This window comes from Mycobacterium sp. MYCO198283 (assembly GCF_021213805.1).
In the GTDB taxonomy this organism is placed as follows: domain Bacteria; phylum Actinomycetota; class Actinomycetes; order Mycobacteriales; family Mycobacteriaceae; genus Mycobacterium.
Genome location: NZ_JAJQJI010000009.1, coordinates 127,773 through 145,027, shown reverse-complemented (window position 1 = coordinate 145,027; position 17,255 = coordinate 127,773). Strand labels below are relative to the sequence as shown.

15 protein-coding genes are annotated in these 17,255 nt (G+C 71.7%); 9 read left to right on the top strand and 6 right to left on the bottom strand.

The window, feature by feature from the left end; genetic code table 11:
• Window positions 1–20 precede the first annotated feature (20 nt).
• On the top strand, window positions 21–1,382 hold the full coding sequence (locus LV457_RS17560) for an NAD(P)/FAD-dependent oxidoreductase (protein ID WP_232172810.1): 1,362 nt from the start codon (window positions 21–23) through the stop codon (window positions 1,380–1,382).
• 34 nt (window positions 1,383–1,416) lie between these two features.
• Here LV457_RS17560 and LV457_RS17555 read toward each other — a convergent pair whose 3' ends face one another.
• A complete protein-coding gene (locus LV457_RS17555; protein ID WP_232172809.1) occupies window positions 1,417–2,448 on the bottom strand; it encodes a fused (3R)-hydroxyacyl-ACP dehydratase subunits HadA/HadB in 1,032 nt (343 codons plus the stop codon).
• 120 nt (window positions 2,449–2,568) lie between these two features.
• Here LV457_RS17555 and LV457_RS17550 point away from each other — a divergent pair, with 120 nt between their 5' ends.
• From LV457_RS17550 to LV457_RS17530, 5 genes are all read left to right on the top strand, one after another.
• Entirely contained in the window at window positions 2,569–2,910 is a 342-nt protein-coding gene (locus LV457_RS17550; RefSeq protein ID WP_232172808.1) for a helix-turn-helix transcriptional regulator, read from the top strand.
• 1 nt (window position 2,911) lies between these two features.
• Complete coding sequence (locus LV457_RS17545; protein ID WP_232172807.1) at window positions 2,912–3,400, top strand: SRPBCC domain-containing protein; 489 nt, start codon at window positions 2,912–2,914, stop codon at window positions 3,398–3,400.
• Between the two features lie 51 nt (window positions 3,401–3,451).
• The gene (locus LV457_RS17540) at window positions 3,452–4,435 is read left to right on the top strand and encodes a glycoside hydrolase family 6 protein (protein ID WP_232172806.1); all 984 of its coding nucleotides are present in this window, start codon (window positions 3,452–3,454) and stop codon (window positions 4,433–4,435) included.
• Window positions 4,436–4,441: 6 nt separating this feature from the next.
• A complete protein-coding gene (locus tag LV457_RS17535; protein ID WP_232172805.1) occupies window positions 4,442–6,091 on the top strand; it encodes an ABC-F family ATP-binding cassette domain-containing protein in 1,650 nt (549 codons plus the stop codon).
• Between the two features lie 109 nt (window positions 6,092–6,200).
• Complete coding sequence (locus LV457_RS17530; protein ID WP_232172804.1) at window positions 6,201–7,004, top strand: Ig-like domain-containing protein; 804 nt, start codon at window positions 6,201–6,203, stop codon at window positions 7,002–7,004.
• Between the two features lie 22 nt (window positions 7,005–7,026).
• On the opposite strand, the gene LV457_RS20210 is transcribed toward LV457_RS17530, so the two are convergent.
• Together LV457_RS20210 and LV457_RS17520 are read right to left on the bottom strand one after the other, a co-directional pair.
• A complete protein-coding gene (locus tag LV457_RS20210; protein WP_308192217.1) occupies window positions 7,027–7,209 on the bottom strand; it encodes a hypothetical protein in 183 nt (60 codons plus the stop codon).
• 511 nt (window positions 7,210–7,720) lie between these two features.
• Window positions 7,721–8,968: an oxygenase MpaB family protein gene (locus LV457_RS17520; RefSeq protein ID WP_232172802.1), complete on the bottom strand. Its 1,248-nt coding sequence runs from the start codon at window positions 8,966–8,968 to the stop codon at window positions 7,721–7,723.
• 129 nt (window positions 8,969–9,097) lie between these two features.
• Between LV457_RS17520 and LV457_RS17515 the strand changes: the two genes are divergently transcribed.
• Both LV457_RS17515 and LV457_RS17510 read left to right on the top strand, forming a co-directional pair.
• Window positions 9,098–11,506, top strand: a complete 2,409-nt coding sequence (locus LV457_RS17515) for a CocE/NonD family hydrolase (RefSeq protein WP_374198881.1) — start codon at window positions 9,098–9,100, stop codon at window positions 11,504–11,506.
• Window positions 11,507–11,557: 51 nt separating this feature from the next.
• On the top strand, window positions 11,558–13,129 hold the full coding sequence (locus tag LV457_RS17510; protein ID WP_232172800.1) for an FMN-binding glutamate synthase family protein: 1,572 nt from the start codon (window positions 11,558–11,560) through the stop codon (window positions 13,127–13,129).
• Between the two features lie 2 nt (window positions 13,130–13,131).
• Here LV457_RS17510 and LV457_RS17505 read toward each other — a convergent pair whose 3' ends face one another.
• Window positions 13,132–14,226: an NADH:flavin oxidoreductase gene (locus tag LV457_RS17505; protein ID WP_232172799.1), complete on the bottom strand. Its 1,095-nt coding sequence runs from the start codon at window positions 14,224–14,226 to the stop codon at window positions 13,132–13,134.
• Window positions 14,227–14,349: 123 nt separating this feature from the next.
• Between LV457_RS17505 and LV457_RS17500 the strand changes: the two genes are divergently transcribed.
• Window positions 14,350–15,486 carry a cellulase family glycosylhydrolase gene (locus LV457_RS17500; RefSeq protein WP_232172798.1) on the top strand — a complete coding sequence of 379 codons (1,137 nt, stop codon included), beginning with the start codon at window positions 14,350–14,352 and terminating at the stop codon, window positions 15,484–15,486.
• Between the two features lie 3 nt (window positions 15,487–15,489).
• Here LV457_RS17500 and LV457_RS17495 read toward each other — a convergent pair whose 3' ends face one another.
• On the bottom strand, window positions 15,490–16,299 hold the full coding sequence (locus tag LV457_RS17495; protein WP_232172797.1) for a lysophospholipid acyltransferase family protein: 810 nt from the start codon (window positions 16,297–16,299) through the stop codon (window positions 15,490–15,492).
• Between the two features lie 53 nt (window positions 16,300–16,352).
• Entirely contained in the window at window positions 16,353–17,021 is a 669-nt protein-coding gene (locus LV457_RS17490; RefSeq protein ID WP_232172796.1) for a nitroreductase family protein, read from the bottom strand.
• Window positions 17,022–17,255: the final 234 nt, after the last annotated feature.

Sequence of the window (17,255 nt, the reverse complement as noted above, 5' to 3'; positions counted from 1 at the left end):
AACAGCGGGGTGGGATCGACATGACGAACGAGCGCCCGAAGGTAGTGATCATCGGCGGCGGCTTCGGTGGCCTGTTCTGTGCCCGCCGCCTCGGCAAGGTGGACGCGGACGTCACGTTGCTCGACCGGGCGGCGTCGCACGTCTTCCAGCCGCTGCTCTACCAGTGCGCGACGGGCACCCTGAGCATCGGGCAGATCAGCCGATCGTTGCGCGACGAGCTGCAGCACCACCGCAACGTCACGACCCTGTTGGGCGAGGCGATCCGGCTCGACCCGGACGCCCGCCGCGTCACCGCCCGCCGCCCCGACGAGTCGACCTACGAGTTGCCCTACGACTACCTGGTGATCGCGGCGGGCATGCGGCAGTCGTACTTCGGCAAGGAAGAGTTCGCCGCCTGGGCGCCCGGGATGAAGACCCTCGACGACGCCCTGAGCATCCGCCGCCGCGTGTTCGCCGCCTTCGAGATCGCCGAGACGTTGCCGCCCGGTCCCGAGCGCGACCAGTGGCTGACCTTCGCGGTCACCGGCGCCGGCCCGACGGGCGTGGAGCTGGCCGGTCAGATCCGCGAACTCGCGACGAAGGCACTCGCCAACGAGTTCCACAGCATCCAGCCGGAGGACGCGCGGGTGTTGCTGTTCGACGGCGGCGACCGGGTGCTGAAGAGCTTCGCGCCGGCACTCGCCGCCAAGGCGCAGAAGACGCTGGAGGCGATGGGTGTCGAGATGCACTTCGGCGTCCACGTCACCGACGTCCGGCGCGACGGGGTGACGGTGAAGGCGAAAGGCAGTGACACGACGCAGGATTACGCCACCCGCACGGTGTTGTGGACGGCGGGCGTCGAGGCGGTGCCCTTCGCCCGGCACGCCGCGGAGATGCTGGGCGCCGAGACCGACCGGTCCGGACGGATCACCGTGAACGCCGACCTGTCGGTGCCCGGGCATCCGGAGGTGTTCGTGATCGGCGACCTCGCGGGCCGTGACGGGTTGCCGGGCGTGGCGGAGAACGCGATGCAGGGCGGGCTGCACGCGGCCGCCTGCATCCGGCGCGACCTCGAAGGCCGCCGCCGCAAGGACTTCCACTACCACGATCTGGGATCGGCGGCCTACATCAGCCGCGGCCACGCCCTGCTGCAAGCCGGCCCGGTGAAGCTGACCGGGAAACTCGGCTGGCTGGGCTGGGGCTTCATCCACATCGCGTTCCTCACCGGGGTACGCAACCGCTTCAGCACCCTCGGCACCTGGCTCGCGACCATCGCGCGGGCCAACCGCAGCGACCGCTCCTTCATCCTCGGCGGGTCCGGCCACCCCGAGGAGCCGTACACGTGGGAATCGCCGGTGCACCAGAGCTACCAGTCGAGAAGCGACGGCGAGAAGTCCGCCTGAAACCACCTCGACGCTGCCCCGCGGCGGCGAACGCTCAGGCGAAGCGCATGTGCACGGTCGCCAACCCGAAAATCTTCTTCCCGGCCGACTTGGCGCCGATGACGACGACACCCGAGCGGGTCGCGGGGTCGAGAGACTTGACGCGACCGCTGAACTCGATGTCGGCGCCCTCCTTCGCCGAGACGATGGCCGGCGACGAGAGCCGCACCGCGTAGCGGGTGACCGCGCCGGGGTCCCCGGACCAGGCGGAGACGAACCCCGCGCCGAGCCCCATCGTCAGCATGCCGTGGGCGATGACGTCGGGCAGCCCGGCGAGCTTGGCGATGTCCTCGTCCCAGTGGATCGGGTTCGCGTCGCCGGCCACCCCGGCGTAGTTGACCAGGTCCCCGCGGGAGAGCCGGGTGTGGCGGGCCGGCAGCTCGTCGCCCACCCTGACGTCGTCGAAGGAGGCGGTGCCCGGTGTGCGGGTCTCGCCGCCGGTCGAGACGCGCACATCGCCGTCGGGTCGCACCTCTTTGCGGTAGGCGTCCTGGTTCGCGCCGACCGCGAGGATGTCCATGTCGTGCATCATCGCGTTCTGCACGGCGGTCTTGATGGTCGGATCGATGTCCTCGGCGGTGACGCCGACGACGGTGGTGTGCAGCGTGTGCACCCGCTCGCCGGCGGTGTCGGTGAAGGTGTTGGTGACGGTGATCAGGTCGCGGCCGGCGATCCGGCGGACCGAGGTGAGCTCGACGTCGATGGTCAGCTCGTCGCCGGCGACGATCGGCCGGTGTTGCTCGAAGACCTCTTCGGTCTGCATGTAGGTGTCGTAGCCGACGACGATCTCCTCGAACATGCGCCGGTTGCACTGCATGCCCGGCGCCGACGTGAAGGTCAGCGGCGCCACCAGGTCGGGGTAGCCGAGGTCCCGGGCGGCGGCGACGTCCCAGTGCGCGGGGTGGTAGTCCTGTACGGCCCGGGCGTACTCGCGGAGTTTCTCGCGGCCCACCAGGTAAGTGCCGGCCATCCGGTAGTAGTGGCCGACCCGCGCTTCGAGCGCCGACGCTTCGGGTGCTGCGGTCATGAGGATGCTCAACTTTCCTGTCGACCTGTTCGCTGCCGCCGAGCAAGCACCCTAACGTCTCGGCGTGCAGCCACCGCGAGGGCTTGACAACGTACAACCAAACGGTTGTATATTAGCCGCGTGACCACGATCGCCGAGGACCGGGCGGACGCCCTGTTCCACGCGCTCGCCGACCGCACCCGGCGCGACATCCTGCGCCGGGTGCTGGCCGGAGAGCACTCGGTCACCGCGCTCGCCGCGAGGTATGAGATGAGCTTCGCGGCGGTGCAGAAACACGTGGCCGTCCTCGAACGGGCCGGCCTGGTCACCAAACAGCGTCGCGGCCGAGAACAGCTGGCCAGCGGCGATGTCGCCGCGGTGCGGTCGGTGGCCGGCATGCTCGCCGAGCTGGAAGAGATCTGGCGCGGCCGCATCGCACGTATCGACGAACTGATCGCCAGTGAACCAGTCAAGGAGGACTGACATGCCCGTCACCGACGTGCAGCACGATCTCGACGCGTTGACCCTGACCATCACCGCACAGTTCGCGGCACCGATCGAGCGGATCTGGCAGGTCTACGCCGATCCGCGGCAACTGGAGAAGGTGTGGGGTCCGCCGAGCTATCCGGCGACCGTCGTCGACCACGACTTCTCGCCGGGCGGCCGGGTCACCTACTTCATGACGGGTCCCGGAGGCGACAAGCACGGCGGCTACTGGGAGATCACCGCGGTCGACGAGCCGACGAGCTTCGAGTTCTTCGACGGCTTCGCCGATGCGAACCTCGAACCCGATCCGAACATGCCGGTGTCGCGCAACGTCTTCACCTTCACCGAGCACGACGGCGGCACCCGCGCGACGTACGTGAGCACCTACGCGTCCGCCGAGGCGCTGCAGCAGGTGCTGGACATGGGTGTCGTCGAGGGCGCGTCCTCGGCGATCAGCCAGATCGACGATCTGGTGGCCGCGTCCTGACCGACGGCGGATTGGTGCTCGCCGCGGCGCGACACTAAGTTCCGTCAGGTGATGTCCCGCGCTGCGCCCGCCGTCGCCCGGTGGGTGGCTGCCGTCGTCGCCGTCGCGGCGGCGGCCACCCTCGGCACGCCGGCCATGCCGCCGCATCGGCCCGCGCCGGCGATCCAGCTGGTCAGCGACGACAACCCACTGGCCGGCCTGCCCTTCTACGTCAACCCGACGTCGGCCGCCAAGCGCGCCGCAAAGGACGACCCGCTGGTGGAGGCCGTCGCCGACACGCCCACGGCGTACTGGATGGACAACCGGTCGAACCTCGCGGCGGACAGCCGGTACATCGCCGACGCGCGGGCCGCCGGCGCGATGCCGATCCTCGCGCTGTACGCCATCCCGCACCGCGACTGCGGCAGCTTCGCCGCGGGCGGATTCGGCAGCGGCGCCGCCTATCGGCAGTGGATCGACGGCGTCGCCGGCGCGGTCGGGTCCGGACCCGCGACCGTCATCCTCGAACCCGACGCGCTCGCGATGGCCGACTGCCTGTCCGGCGATCAGCGCGAGGAGCGCTTCGCGCTGATCGGCTACGCGGTGGACACGCTCACCCGCAACCCGGGCACCGTCGTCTACGTCGACGCCGGGCATTCGCGGTGGACCAGCGCGGCGGAGATGGCGAACCGGCTCAACCGGGTCGGCGTGGCCAAGGCCCGCGGTTTCAGCCTCAACACCGCCAACTTCTTCACCACCGACGAGGAGACCGGCTACGGCGAGGCGATCTCCGGTCTCACCAACGGGTCCCACTACGTGATCGACACCTCCCGCAACGGCGCCGGGCCGGCCGCGGGCGAGTTCTACTGGTGCAACCCGAGCGGTCGCGCGCTCGGCGCCAAGCCCACCACCGCCACCGCCGGCGCGCACGCCGACGCCTATCTGTGGGTGAAACGTCCGGGCGAATCCGACGGCTCGTGCGGGCAGGGCGAGCCGAGCGCCGGCACCTTCGTCAACGCCTACGTCGTCGAACTCGCCCGCAACGCGGGCTGGTAGCGCGCCATGCCGGCCACCCTCGTCGCCAAGGGCCTGGCGGGCGGATTCGCGCACCGCACGTTGTTCTCCGACCTCGACATCACCGTGGCGCCGGGTGATGTGGTCGGGGTCGTCGGAGCCAACGGCGCCGGCAAGAGCACCCTGCTGCGGATCCTGGCAGGAGACCTGGCGCCGCTGGCGGGCTCGGTGAGCCTCGCGCCCGCCGACGCGTTCGTGGGCTGGTTGCCGCAGGAGCACGAGCGCGTGCCCGCTGAGACGGTGGCGGCCTACATCGCGCGCCGCACCGGGTGCGACGCCGCGACCCGCGCGATGAACGCCGCGGCCGAGGCGCTGGCCGGCGAGAGCGCCGCCGCAGCCGACGCCTACGCCGCGGCGCTGGAGCATTGGCTCGCCACGGGCGCGGCGGATCTCGACGACCGGCTTCCGGCGGTGCTGGCCGACCTCGGGCTCGATCCTGCGGTGCTGCCACCGGATTCGACGCTCATGACAGCGCTGTCCGGTGGGCAGGCCGCGCGGGTCGGGCTGGCGGCCCTGGTGCTGTCGCGGTTCGACGTGGTGCTGCTCGACGAGCCGACCAACGATCTCGACCTCGACGGCCTCGCGCGGCTCGAGCAGTTCGTCCGCGAGCTGCGCGGCGGCGTGGTGTTGGTGAGCCACGACCGGGAGTTCCTGGCCCGCACCGTGACCCGCGTCCTCGAACTGGACCTGGCGCAGCACACCACCACCGTCTTCGGCGGCGGCTACGACAGCTATCTGGAGGAGCGCGAGGTCGCCCGGCGGCACCGCCGCGAGCAGTACGACGAATTCGCCGAGAAGAAAGCCGATCTGGTGGCGCGCGCCCGCATCCAGCGCGAGTGGTCGAGCCACGGTGTGCGCAACGCGATCCGCAAGGCGCCCGACAACGACAAGATCCGCCGGCGCGCCGCCACCGAGTCGAGCGAGAAGCAGGCGCAGAAGGTGCGGCAGCTGGAGAGCCGGATCGCGCGCCTCGAGGACGTCGAGGAACCGCGCAAGGAGTGGACGCTGCAGTTCGCGATCGCGCCGGCGCCGCGTTCGAGCTCCGTCGTCGCCACGCTGGACGACGCCGTGGTCCGGCAGGGCGACTTCGTGTTGGGTCCGGTTGCGCTGCAGGTCGACGCCGGCGATCGGATCGGGATCACCGGCCCGAACGGGGCGGGCAAGTCGACGCTGCTGTCGCTGCTGCTCGGCCGCCGGGCGCCCGACGAGGGCCGCGCGAGCCTCGGCGCCAACGTCGCGGTCGGTGAGATCGACCAGGCGCGAGGCGAGTTCACCGGCGCCGGCCGGCTGGTGGACCGCTTCGAGGAGTTCGTGCCGGACTGGACCACCGCCGATGTGCGCACGCTGCTCGCGAAGTTCGGGTTGCGCGCCGATCACGTCGAACGCCCCGTCGACGACCTGTCGCCCGGTGAGCGCACCCGCGCCGCGCTGGCGCTGCTGCAGGCCCGGGGCGTCAACGTGCTGGTGCTCGACGAGCCGACCAACCATCTCGACCTCCCGGCCATCGAACAGCTGGAGCAGGCCCTCGACGCCTATGCCGGTGCGCTGCTGCTGGTGACCCACGACCGCCGGATGTTGCAGAACGTCCGGTTGGACCGCCGCTGGCGGGTCGAGGACGGGCGGGTCACGGCGGAGTAGCCGAACCGTGACGATTGTTTGACCGAAACATCAACGGTTGTCGCCACTTTCGCGCCGGCCGCGCTCCTACGCTGACACCGTTCACGTCGGATGACAGATGGGGTGCACCGTGCGGTCGGTCGTTCGATGTGCCGCTGTCGCGGTGGCGGCGATCAGCATCGGCGTCCCCGTCACGGCCGTTGATACGACGGCCGCCGTCGCGCCGTTCCCCGTCGGCGTGGAGTCCGTCGCGCCGGCGCGTGGCATGCGGGTGGGCGTCGGCCATCCGGTGCTGGTGACGTTCCGCGGCCCGGTGACGAACCGCTCAGCCGCCGAGCGAGCGCTCGCCATCTCGTCGACACCGGCGGTCACCGGAACCTTCGAATGGCTCGACAGCCGCACCGTGCAGTGGGTGCCCGACCAGCTGTGGCCGGCGCACACCGCGGTGAGCCTGTCGGTCGGGGGAACGACGACGCAGTTCCAGACCGGTGCCGCCGTCGTCGGTGTCGCCGACATCTCGGACCACACCTTCACGGTGAGCATCGACGGCGCGCGCGACGGCTCGCCGATTCCCCTCCCCGCGCCGCACCATTCACCGCACGTCGGGGAGGACGGCGTGCTGCTGGCGACGATGGGGAGACCCGAATATCCCACGCCGGTCGGCAGATACAGCGTCCTGGCGAAGGAACGCGACGTGACCATGGATTCGAGCAGCGTCGGTATCCCGGTCACCGCCCCCGACGGCTACCTGCTCGACGTGGACTATGCCGTCCGCATCACGCGGCGCGGCCTGTTCGTGCACTCGGCGCCGTGGGCCGTTGCGTCGATGGGGCGCGAGAACGTCAGCCACGGCTGCATCAGCCTGGTCCCGGCGGCGGCGCAGTGGTACTTCAACACCGTCACCGTCGGCGACCCGGTGATCGTGCAGGAATAGCGCTCGCGAACTGCCGGGCGCCTCAGCCCTGTGGGCCGGGCAGCGTGGGGACGCCCTCGATGTCGCTGGCCGCCCCGGTGGGAGCGCCCTTCCCCGTTCCGCCCATCCCGGTGACGGGGGCGCCCGCGGTTCCGGCTGCGGGGGCGACCGGCGCGCCGGGGGCTGCGGCCGGCACGAGCGGCGGTGCCACCGGCGGTGGTGCCACCGGAGGCACGAGCGGCGGTGCGGCGGGCGGGGGCACGACGGGCGGCGCGGCGGGCGGTGGGACAACCGGCGGCGCGGCGGGCGGGGGGACAACCGGCGGCGCGGCCGGCCCCGGCGGAACGCCGACCCCGCCGGTGGCGGAGGACTCACGAGCGGTCGCGTTGCACGGCGCCGCGGGAGCGGGCGCAGCCGCCGGCGCGCAGCGGTAGCCGCCGGCCGGCACGGGAAGGGCCGCCGCGATCGGGCTCAACGCGACGGCGACGCCGCACAAGCCCGCACCCGCAACTGCGCTGATGGCGAATCGACCCAAAGCGACCACTGCCCGCGGCTCCCTCGTTGTGCTGCTCGAACTGACTGCGCCTGCTCGAACTGACTGCGCCGACTCGAACTGACTGCGCCGAAAATATGGGGCGCTCGCGACGGCTGTCTACACCAGCGTGATTTGGTTGCGGGGCTGACACGTCACCGAGTCGCGGCCGTGACCACGCCGACACCCCGTCACCGCGGGAGGATCACCGTCGCAGCGGCGCGGCGGCCTCGAAAGCGGTTGCCCTGCCGTCGGATTGCCACTGCAGCCAGTTCTCCCAGCGGCGCAGGTTGGTGCGCTGCCACCAGCGGTCGGCGGCGGGAAACAGCCGCCGCACCAGCTCCATCAGCGCGATGAGCGGCGCCCGCAGCAGCAGCAGGGCGACGCCCGGTGAGGCGGCGGGAAGACGATAGCGGCGCCGGTTCCACGGCAGCATGAAGAGGCCGAGGTACCCGGCCTGGACGCGGTAGTGGTACGCGGCGCGCCACCGTGCCAGCCCGCGGTGGGCGGGCGTCGGCGCAAACGCGGGGACGAAGGACTGCACCAGCTCGACTCCGCTGGCCGCGCTGTCGTAACTGCGGGCCGAATCGGCAAGGAACAGGATCCGCCAGGCGTCGGCAACGGTCTCGGGGAAGTAGCCCTCGCAGCGCACGCCGACCAGGTGGCCGCAGTAGCGGTTGAAGTGCAGGACGGCGCGCATTTCCCGCGGCGACGTCACATGACCGAGCAGGAACAGCCCGAGAGCCGGTGCGACGCTGCCGCCGAGCAGCGTCAACAGCATCGCGGACTGGCTGATCGGCAGGCCCCATCGCTGCGCGTCCCACTCCGGATGCCGTTTCACGCGATCCCGCACGCTGACGTGCATGATCCGCACGTGCAGCGAGATGTTCCGGCCGGCGGAGCCCGGCGTCAGGATCGCGCCGGGCCGGCACACCTCGATCCACCACCGCGACGTCTCGAGGTAGCGGTGCAGCGCCCGCTCGCCGGCGTAGCCACCGGACAGTGAGAGCGGCACCGCGAGCCAGCCCTCCGTGTAGGTGTCGGTCGTGCCGGCGTTGCCGAGCGCGCCGAGCGCATAGGCCCAGCGGCGCCACACCGCGGCGCCGGCCTCCACCAGCTCGCGGTCCACCCAGTCGGGAACCTGCTCGAACTCCGCGAACAGTGCGCGCATTGATTCCGGCGCCTCGGGCACGCTGTCGATCCCGTCCCGCTGCGCCCGCTCGACCAGCTCGCGTCCTCGCCGTGCGCCGAGCGCGCCGTGATAGGTCTCGGCGACGAACCGCTCCGCGACGGGATCGCCCTCGCTCAGGCCGGCGATGAACGCCCGCGTGACGTCGTCGCGGGGGAGCAGATCCACGCCCGCGATCCGCCGGGCGGCCCGCACCAGCCGGGCGCGTCGCCCGCTGCGCACCGGGTAGCGGAACGCGGTCGGTCCCACGGCGGCAGCGGGCATGTCGATACATTCTCGACCCCGCGGCGGCGTCGCCGGCCGGGAATCCGGCCAATCCGATCCGCGACGAACCGGAGCACGGTAGTTATCAGTGACATGGGAGCGGGTTCGTATGTGGGTCGGGTCGGGGGATTGGCGGTCGCACTCGGCATCGGTGCCGCGGTCCTCACCGGAGCGGCGGCGGCTGCCGCCGACGACGGCGATGCCGGCGCCTCCGGCGCAGCGTCGACGTCATCGGCGTCAACCGGTTCACACCAGGCGTCCGGCACGGCCACCACGACGACGGGCGACGGCGCCGAGAAGTCCGCTGACGACCCTGCCGGCGCCGCCGATGCCGCGGCCACCGACGGGAACCATGCGACGGTCGGGGGCGCGGCGACCGGAGCCGCCACGTCCGTCCCGTCGAAGGACGCGCCGGACCCGAAGGACGCCTTCGACCTCGACGACGACGGTCATCCCGCCCACGCCGCTGCCGAGGACCGCAAGGGGAACCGCGAGAAGAAGGACGACACGCCGCCGCCCGGCGAGGCGAAGTCCGAGCCGACCAGCGCAAAGACGCCCCAAGAACCGGCGTTCGACCCCCGGCCCGCCGCCGGCACCTCGGCGGCCGCGCCGACGTCACCGGCAACGCCGCCCCCGCCGCAGGTCGACACCACGTCGCACGTGACGGAAGCGGCGGCCCCCGGCCGGCCGCAGCCCGAGGCCACCGCGCCGGTCGAAAAGCCGACGACCCAGCTGGACGCGGCGGTGCCGCCGGCCTCCACCGACGACCCGCCGGGTGCGCCCGCGGTGGCCAGCCTGGTCATGTCGCTGGCCGCCGCGACCCGCACCGCGTCGGCCGAGGACGACGAGACCTATCCGATTCCCCCTGCGGTCACCGTGAGCGAGGTCGTCGCGCCGCTGCAGTGGCTGCAGGACATCCCGGTGGCGGGTCCGCTCGTCGTCACGCCGGTCGTCTCGCTGCTGCACATGATCCCGCTGGTGGGCGAGTTCCTGCACCCGGTGATCGGCTGGCCCGTCGACCACAGCGCCCCGCCCGGAACGCCGCAGCCGCGGACCGTCCTGGTCACCTCGTTCGACGGCACTCAGATCTACGCCCACTTCATGCCGGCGCGCGGCCTCGGCGCCCACGGCACCGCGCCGACGGTGCTGAGCGGCCCGGGCCTCGGACTGCCGGGCGCGACGACGCTCGACCTGCAGGTCGACGGCCTGCTGCCCAACGACGTGATCGGTGTCGGCGCCCTGCGCGACGCCGGCTACAACGTGGTGACGTGGGATCCGCGCGGCGAGTGGCGCTCCGGCGGCGTCATGCACCTGGACTCGCCGGACCTCGAAGGCCGCGACGTGTCGGCCATCCTCACCTGGGTGGCGACGCTGCCCGAAGCCCAGCTCGACGGCCGCAACGATCCCCGCGTCGGCATGGTCGGCGCGTCCTACGGCGGCGGCATCCAGCTCGCCGCGGCCGCCGTCGACCCCCGCATCGACGCCATCGTGCCGACCATCGCCTGGAACGACCTTGTCGACGTGCTGTTCCCGCGCGGCGCCGTGAACAGCAGCTGGGGCACCATCCTGCCGACCGTGCTCAAGCTCACCTTCGCCCGGGAGCATCCGCGGATCCTTCCGGTCGCGATCATGGGCGTGCTGTTCGGCGTGGTGCAACAGTCCGACATCGACCTGGTGCGCGGCCTCGGCTACCAGGACCAGATCGCCGACATCAAGGCGCCGACGCTGCTGATCCAGGGCACGGTCGACACCCTGTTCACCCTCGACCAGGCCGACGTCATCGCCCGCCAGCTCATCGCCGCCGGCACACCCACCAAGGTGGTCTGGTACTGCGGCGGCCACGGCGCCTGCCTCAGCTCCACCAACGACGGCGCCGTGGTCATCGACCGCACCCTCGACTGGCTGGACCGCTACGTGAAGCGCAACGGCAGCGCCGTCACCGGGCCGCAATTCGAGTGGGTCGACCAGAACGGCGACTGGCACAGCTCGGGCACCTACCCCGTGGCCACCGACGACTCGCCCGTCGTCGCCTCATCCGGTCGCCGGACGACGCTGCCGATCGTGCCGCTGCTGGGCGGTTCCGGACCGGACCCGCGGATCCTCACCCGCGGCCCGATCGCGACCCTGCTCGGCCTGCCGTCGGCGTCCCCGGCGCTCAACGCGGCCAACCTGCACGTGCCCGCCGCCACCGCACTGACCTACGTCGTCGGGGCGCCGGTGCTGACGCTGACCTACTCCGGCACCGGGACGGCGAAGCACGTCTACGCCCAGATCGTCGACGACCAGACCGGCCTGGTGCTGGGCAACCAGGCCACGCCGCTCCCGGTCACCCTCGACGGCACGCGCCGGACCCAGACGTACTCCCTGGAACAGGTGGCCCACACGCTCAAGCCGGGTCAGTCGGTGACCGTCCAGGTGGTGACGTCGACCGCCAAGTACCTCAACGGCTACTCCTGGGGCGTCGTCGACGTCGAGGGCATGGCGATCTCGCTGCCGACGCTGCCCGCCGGGGCGCAGGTGCCGGCCGCCGCGGCGTAGCCCGACATGCGGCGGTGTTTCGCGTCACGGCCGCCCGGAAACACGACCGGCATGAGCAGAGCCGCTCGTCGACTCGCGGCCGCTGCCGCCTCGACCGTGGCCGCGGTGGCGGCGCGCGACGTGTTCCAGCGCGGCCACGCGTTGCTGCGCAACTACCCGGTCGTCGGTCATGCGCGGTACCTGCTCGAGGCCATCGGTCCCGAACTGCGGCAGTACATCGTGGCGGCCAACGACGAGGAGCGGCCGTTCACCCGCGACCAGCGCCGCTGGGTCTACGCCTCGGCGAAGCAGGAGAACAACTACTTCGGGTTCGGCACCGACAACGACATGGAGTACACCTCCGGCTACCCGGTGATCAAGCACCGCACCTTCGTCAGCGGCGCGCCGGCGTCGCGACCCGCGGCCGGGCGGGAGGTGGAGGTGCCGTGCGCCAAGGTGATCGGGGCGGCGCGCGGGCGGCCGGGCGCCTTCCGGCCGCGGTCCGTCGTGAACATCTCCGCGATGAGTTTCGGATCGTTGTCCGGCAACGCCGTCGAGGCGCTCAACCGCGGCGCGGTGCTCGCCGACTGCCTGCACAACACCGGTGAGGGCGGCGTCTCGCGGTACCACCGGCACGGCGGCGAACTGATCTTCCAGATCGGGACGGCGTACTTCGGCTGCCGCGACGCCGAGGGTCGCTTCGACCTGGCGAAGCTCAAGGACGTCGTCGCCGGGGCGCCGGTGCGGGCGTTGGAGATCAAGCTCAGCCAGGGCGCCAAACCGACGCTGGGCGGGCTGCTGCCGGCACCCAAGGTGTCCGCCGAGATCGCCCGCGCCCGCGGCATCCCGGCGGGCCGTGACTGCGTCAGCCCGTCGCGGCACGCCGAGTTCTCCGACACCGACAGCCTGCTGGACTGGGTGGAACTGCTCGCGGCGGAGACGGGCCTGCCGGTGGGCATCAAGTCGGCGGTCGGCGACATCGACTTCTGGCACGAACTCGGCGACCTCATGCGCGACACCGGACGGGGCGTCGACTTCGTCACCGTCGACGGCGGGGAAGGCGGCACGGGGGCGGCGCCGCTGATCTTCACCGACAGCGTGTCGCTGCCGTTCCAGCTCGGCTTCGCCCGGGTGTACCGGGTGTTCGCCGAGCGGGACCTGCACGAGCGGGTCACCTTCATCGGCGGCGGCAAGCTCGGGTTGCCGGACAACGCGGTGATCGGGTTCGCCCTGGGCTGCGACATGGTGAACGTGGCGCGCGAAGCGATGCTCGCGATCGGCTGTATCCAGGCCCAGAAGTGCCACACCGACACCTGTCCCACCGGCGTCGCCACCCAGAACGCGTGGCTGTCGCGGGGCCTGGTGCCCGACGTCAAGGCCGCCCGGGTCGCGAACTACATCAGGACGCTGCGCCGCGACCTGGTGAAGGTGGCCGAGGCCTGCGGTGCGGCGCATCCCGGCCTCATCACCACCGACTCGGTCGACATCCTGGACGGTCGCACGGCGTCGACCCCGCTGCACGAGGTGTACGGCTACACCCCGGACATGGGGTTACCGTCGGTGGCCGACCGGGAGGAGATCGTCCGGTTGATGACGGGTCCGCGGGGTGGTTCTGCGCCGCCGTCGGCCGAAGCCGTCGGGTGAGGTCAGGTCAGTGACGCCAGCGCGACCGCCGGGTCGTAGCCGGCGAAGCCGTCGAACCGGCCGTCGCGCAGCCGGTTGACGAAACCGGGGTCGGCGAGCAACGCCCGGCCGACGGCCACCAGGTCGAACTCGCCGGCCTCGAACTGTTCGACCAGGCGGTCGACCGGCGCGGGTGCGATCACCTGCCCGCGCTGCTCGCTGCGGAACTGCGTCTCGAGGCCGACGGACCCCACCGTGATCACCGGCAGCCCGGTGACCTTCTTCGTCCAGCCGGCGAGGCTGAGGTCGCGGTCGTACTCGGGGAAGGCCGGCAGGTAGTGCCGGCGGGTCGACGGGTGCAGGACGTCGACGCCCGCGTCGACCAGCGGTGCGAGCACCTCCTGCAGCTGCGACGGGTCGTCGGCGATGGACGCCTCGTAGTCGGTGGCCTTCCACTGCGAGAAGCGGAAGATGATCGGGAAGTCCGGTCCGACCGCGGCCCGCACCGCCGCCACCACCTCGGCGGGGAAGCGGGTGCGCGCGGCCACCGATCCGCCGTAGCCGTCGGTGCGCCGATTCGTGCGGTGCCACAGGAACTCGTCGAGCAGATAGCCGTGGGCGCCGTGCAGCTCGATCGCGTCGAACCCGACGGCGCGGGCGGTCCGGGCGGTGTCGGCGTACAGCGCGACCAGCTGCGCCAGCTCGTCGGTCTGCAGCGCCCGGCCGCGCGGCGCGCCGTGCTCGTCGACACCGGACGGTCCGACCGGCACCACCCCGTCGCGGTCGGACCGCAGCGCGCCCTGGTGCCACAGCTGCGCCGCGATGGTGGCGCCCTCGGCGTGCACGGCGTCGACGACGCGCGACCAGCCGGCGAGGACGTCGTCGCCCGCGAGGGTGGGAACGTCGAACGGGTATCCGGCGGCCGGGTCCGGCAGCCGCACGCCCTCGGTGATGACGAGCCCGACGCCGCCGCCGGCACGGCGCCGGTAGTACTCGGCGACGTCGGCGCCGGGCACACCGTCGGGGGACGCCTGCCGGGTCATCGGCGCCATCGCAAAGCGGTTGGGCACCGTCAGTGAGCGAACAGTGAACGGCGTGAAGAGGTCGTCGAGAGGCACGATCGACTCCAACACGCGGTGCGCCGCGCACATTCCGGTGGCCGGGTAACGATTCGTAACCTGTTGTATTGCATACCGATACGACGGGCGGGTTCTCGGTCGCCGGCGACCTATCGTCGTCTCGTGCACCGCCGGACCGCGCTGAAGCTGCCGCTCTTCGTGGCGGCGGCCGCGGCGTTGAGCGAGGTGCCGCGGGCATCGGCCGCCCCACCCCGCTGGCCGGCCGACCGCGCCAACGCCTGGTACGCGGCGCAGGGCTGGCCGGTGGGCGCGAACTACGTCACCTCCACCGCTGTCAACCAGCTCGAGATGTTCCAGCCCCAGACGTTCGATCCCCGGCGCATCGACGGCGAGTTGCGCCTCGCGCAGCAGATCGGCTTCAACACCGTCCGGGTGTTCCTGCACGACCAGCTGTGGGCGGCCGATCGGACGGGCTTCAGCCAGCGGCTAGGCCAGTTCGTCTCGATCGCGGCGAGCCACAACATCAAGCCGCTGTTCGTGCTGTTCGACTCCTGCTGGGATCCTCGGCCGCGGCTCGGCCGGCAGCGGGCGCCGATCCCGGGCGTGCACAACTCCGGCTGGGTGCAGAGCCCCGGCGCGGAGCGGCTGCAGGACCCGGCGTACACGCGCGTGCTGCAGAGCTACGTCACCGGTGTCGTCGGCCTGTTCCGCAGCGACCCCCGCGTGCTCGGCTGGGATCTGTGGAACGAGCCGGACAACCCGGCGCGCGACTACCGCAAGGTGGAATCCGCGGACAAGCTGGCGCTGGTCACCGCGTTCCTGCCGCACGTCTTCCAGTGGGCCCGCACGGTGAACCCGATCCAGCCGCTGACCAGCGGGGTGTGGCAGGGGCACTGGCGCAACCCCGGTGAGCGCAGCGCGGTCGCGTCGCTGCAGCTGGAGCACTCCGACGTCATCAGCTTCCACAGCTACGGCGACCCCGACGAGTTCGAGGCGCGCATCGGGGAGCTGACGCCGCTCGGCCGGCCGATCCTGTGCACGGAGTACCTGGCGCGGACGATGGGCAGCACCGTCGAGGGCATCCTGCCGGTCGCGAAGAAGCACAACGTCGCCGCCTACAACTGGGGCTTCATCGCCGGCAAGACGCAGACCTACTTCCCGTGGGACTCCTGGCAGCACCCGGCCACCAAGGAACCCGAGCGGTGGTTCAGCGACCTCCTCTATCCGGACGGCCGACCGCACCGCGAGAACGAGATCAGGGTGATCCGCGAGCTCACCGGCCGGACGCAGCCGAGCTGACGCCTACCGCCGACCGAACAGCCTTGCGCGCAGCGACCGGTACGGATCGCGGGCCTGTTCGGCCAGCAGGAACTCGATGCCGCCCTCGATCGCCGTCTTGGTGACGTCGCGGAGGTGGCCGACGCCGCGGTCGTCGGAGGTGGCGATGGCGGCGGTGTCGATGGGTTCGCCGAACCAGTAGTACTGGCGCTCCGGGCGGGGGATGGGAGTCGGCCCGATGCCGCGCACCAGCGGGAACAGGTCCGGGCTGCCGGAGATCCGCTCGAACAGGTTCTTGGCGGGCGCGAGGAACCGGTTGTCGGTGTCGACGACGACGTCGAGCGAGTCCTCGGCGCCGACCGACGCGAACGGCACGACGGGATAGCCGTGCTTGACGGCCAGCCGGGCGAAACCCAGCCGGTTCTCCCAGATCAGCTGGTACTTCTCGCCCTTGCGCTTGGCGACCTCGCGGCCGCCGCCGGGAAACACCAGGATGGTCTCGCCGCGGGCCATCAACTCCTCGGCGACGGCGGGCGTGCCGGGCACGACGCCGATGGACGACAGGAGATCCCGCCAGCGGGGCAGCTTGAAATGGGCGTGATTGCCGAGCACGCGCGGGACGACGCCCCGGTCCCACAGCTCGGCGATCAGCAGCGGCGCGTCGAGCAGGCCGATCAGGTTGTGGTTGCCGACCAGCAGCGCGCCGCGGGCCGGCACCTGCTCGATGCCGTAGACCTTCGGGCTGATCAACCGTCGTACCGGCTGCAGCCACCGCAGCACCCGGGCCAGGTCGTCGGCAGTCGGAGGACCGGCGATCGCGAGGTCGTCCGTCATCCGGCCATTATCGGCGTCGCAGCTGCCCACACCGCCGGGTGGTCACCAAGCCGTCACCGCCGGGGGCGGGCGCCTCGGCCGTAGGTGATGTCCGCGCGGTCGGGGTCCCAGCGGTTGCGGAACACCACGTCCGACAGCGGTCGCCGCCGCACCGGCCCGTGGCGGCCGCGGGGCCAGCCGACCACGACGTGTCCGGCGAGGAACCATTCGTCGGGGATCCCGACGACGTCACGCAGCAGGCGCTCACCGTCGTAGGACGCCCAGCTGGTGAAGCACCCGCCGAGGCCCTGCGCCCGCGCCGCCAGGTAGAAGTTCTGCATGGCGGGATAGATCGAGCCGGCCTGCAGGAAGTCGGGCGCGAACTCGTTCTTGTACGCCGCGAACAACACCGACGTGCGCTCGCCGGCGCGGTCGTGCAGCTCGTAGGTCGCCCGGTTGTTCCGCGCGGCGCGGCTGCGGTCGCCGTCGGCCGGCCGTGTCATGCCGTAGACGGACTCGATGGTGCGCAGCGCCGTGCGGGCCGCCTCGGCGACCGCGGCCCGCTGCTCGGGTCCGTCGAGCACGACGAACCGCCACAGCTGTGCGTTGGCCCCGTTGGGCGCCCAGGTGGCCGCTTCGAGACAGCGGTTCAGGGTGTCGTCGTCCACCGGTTCGTCGGTGAAGCGGCGAATCGCCCTTGCCGTGGACAGCACTTCCCAGACGTCATCGGTCGGTTGCGGCACCCTCTCGGTGTACTCCCAACCGGGTCGGCGATGTTGCAGTTCGCCCGTCAGCCGTCCTGTTCGTCGGCTTCGGTGCTCGGCAGCGCCTCGGCGCCCGGCGTGGCGGGCGTCTCGACGATCTCCTCGGCTTCGTTCGGTTCGGGACTGGTCATGCGAGCGCCTTCCTCACGCGGGGTGTCGGTCGCGACGCCGTGACAGTTACGGTGCAATCCGTAACGGCGTCGGCGACAGTCG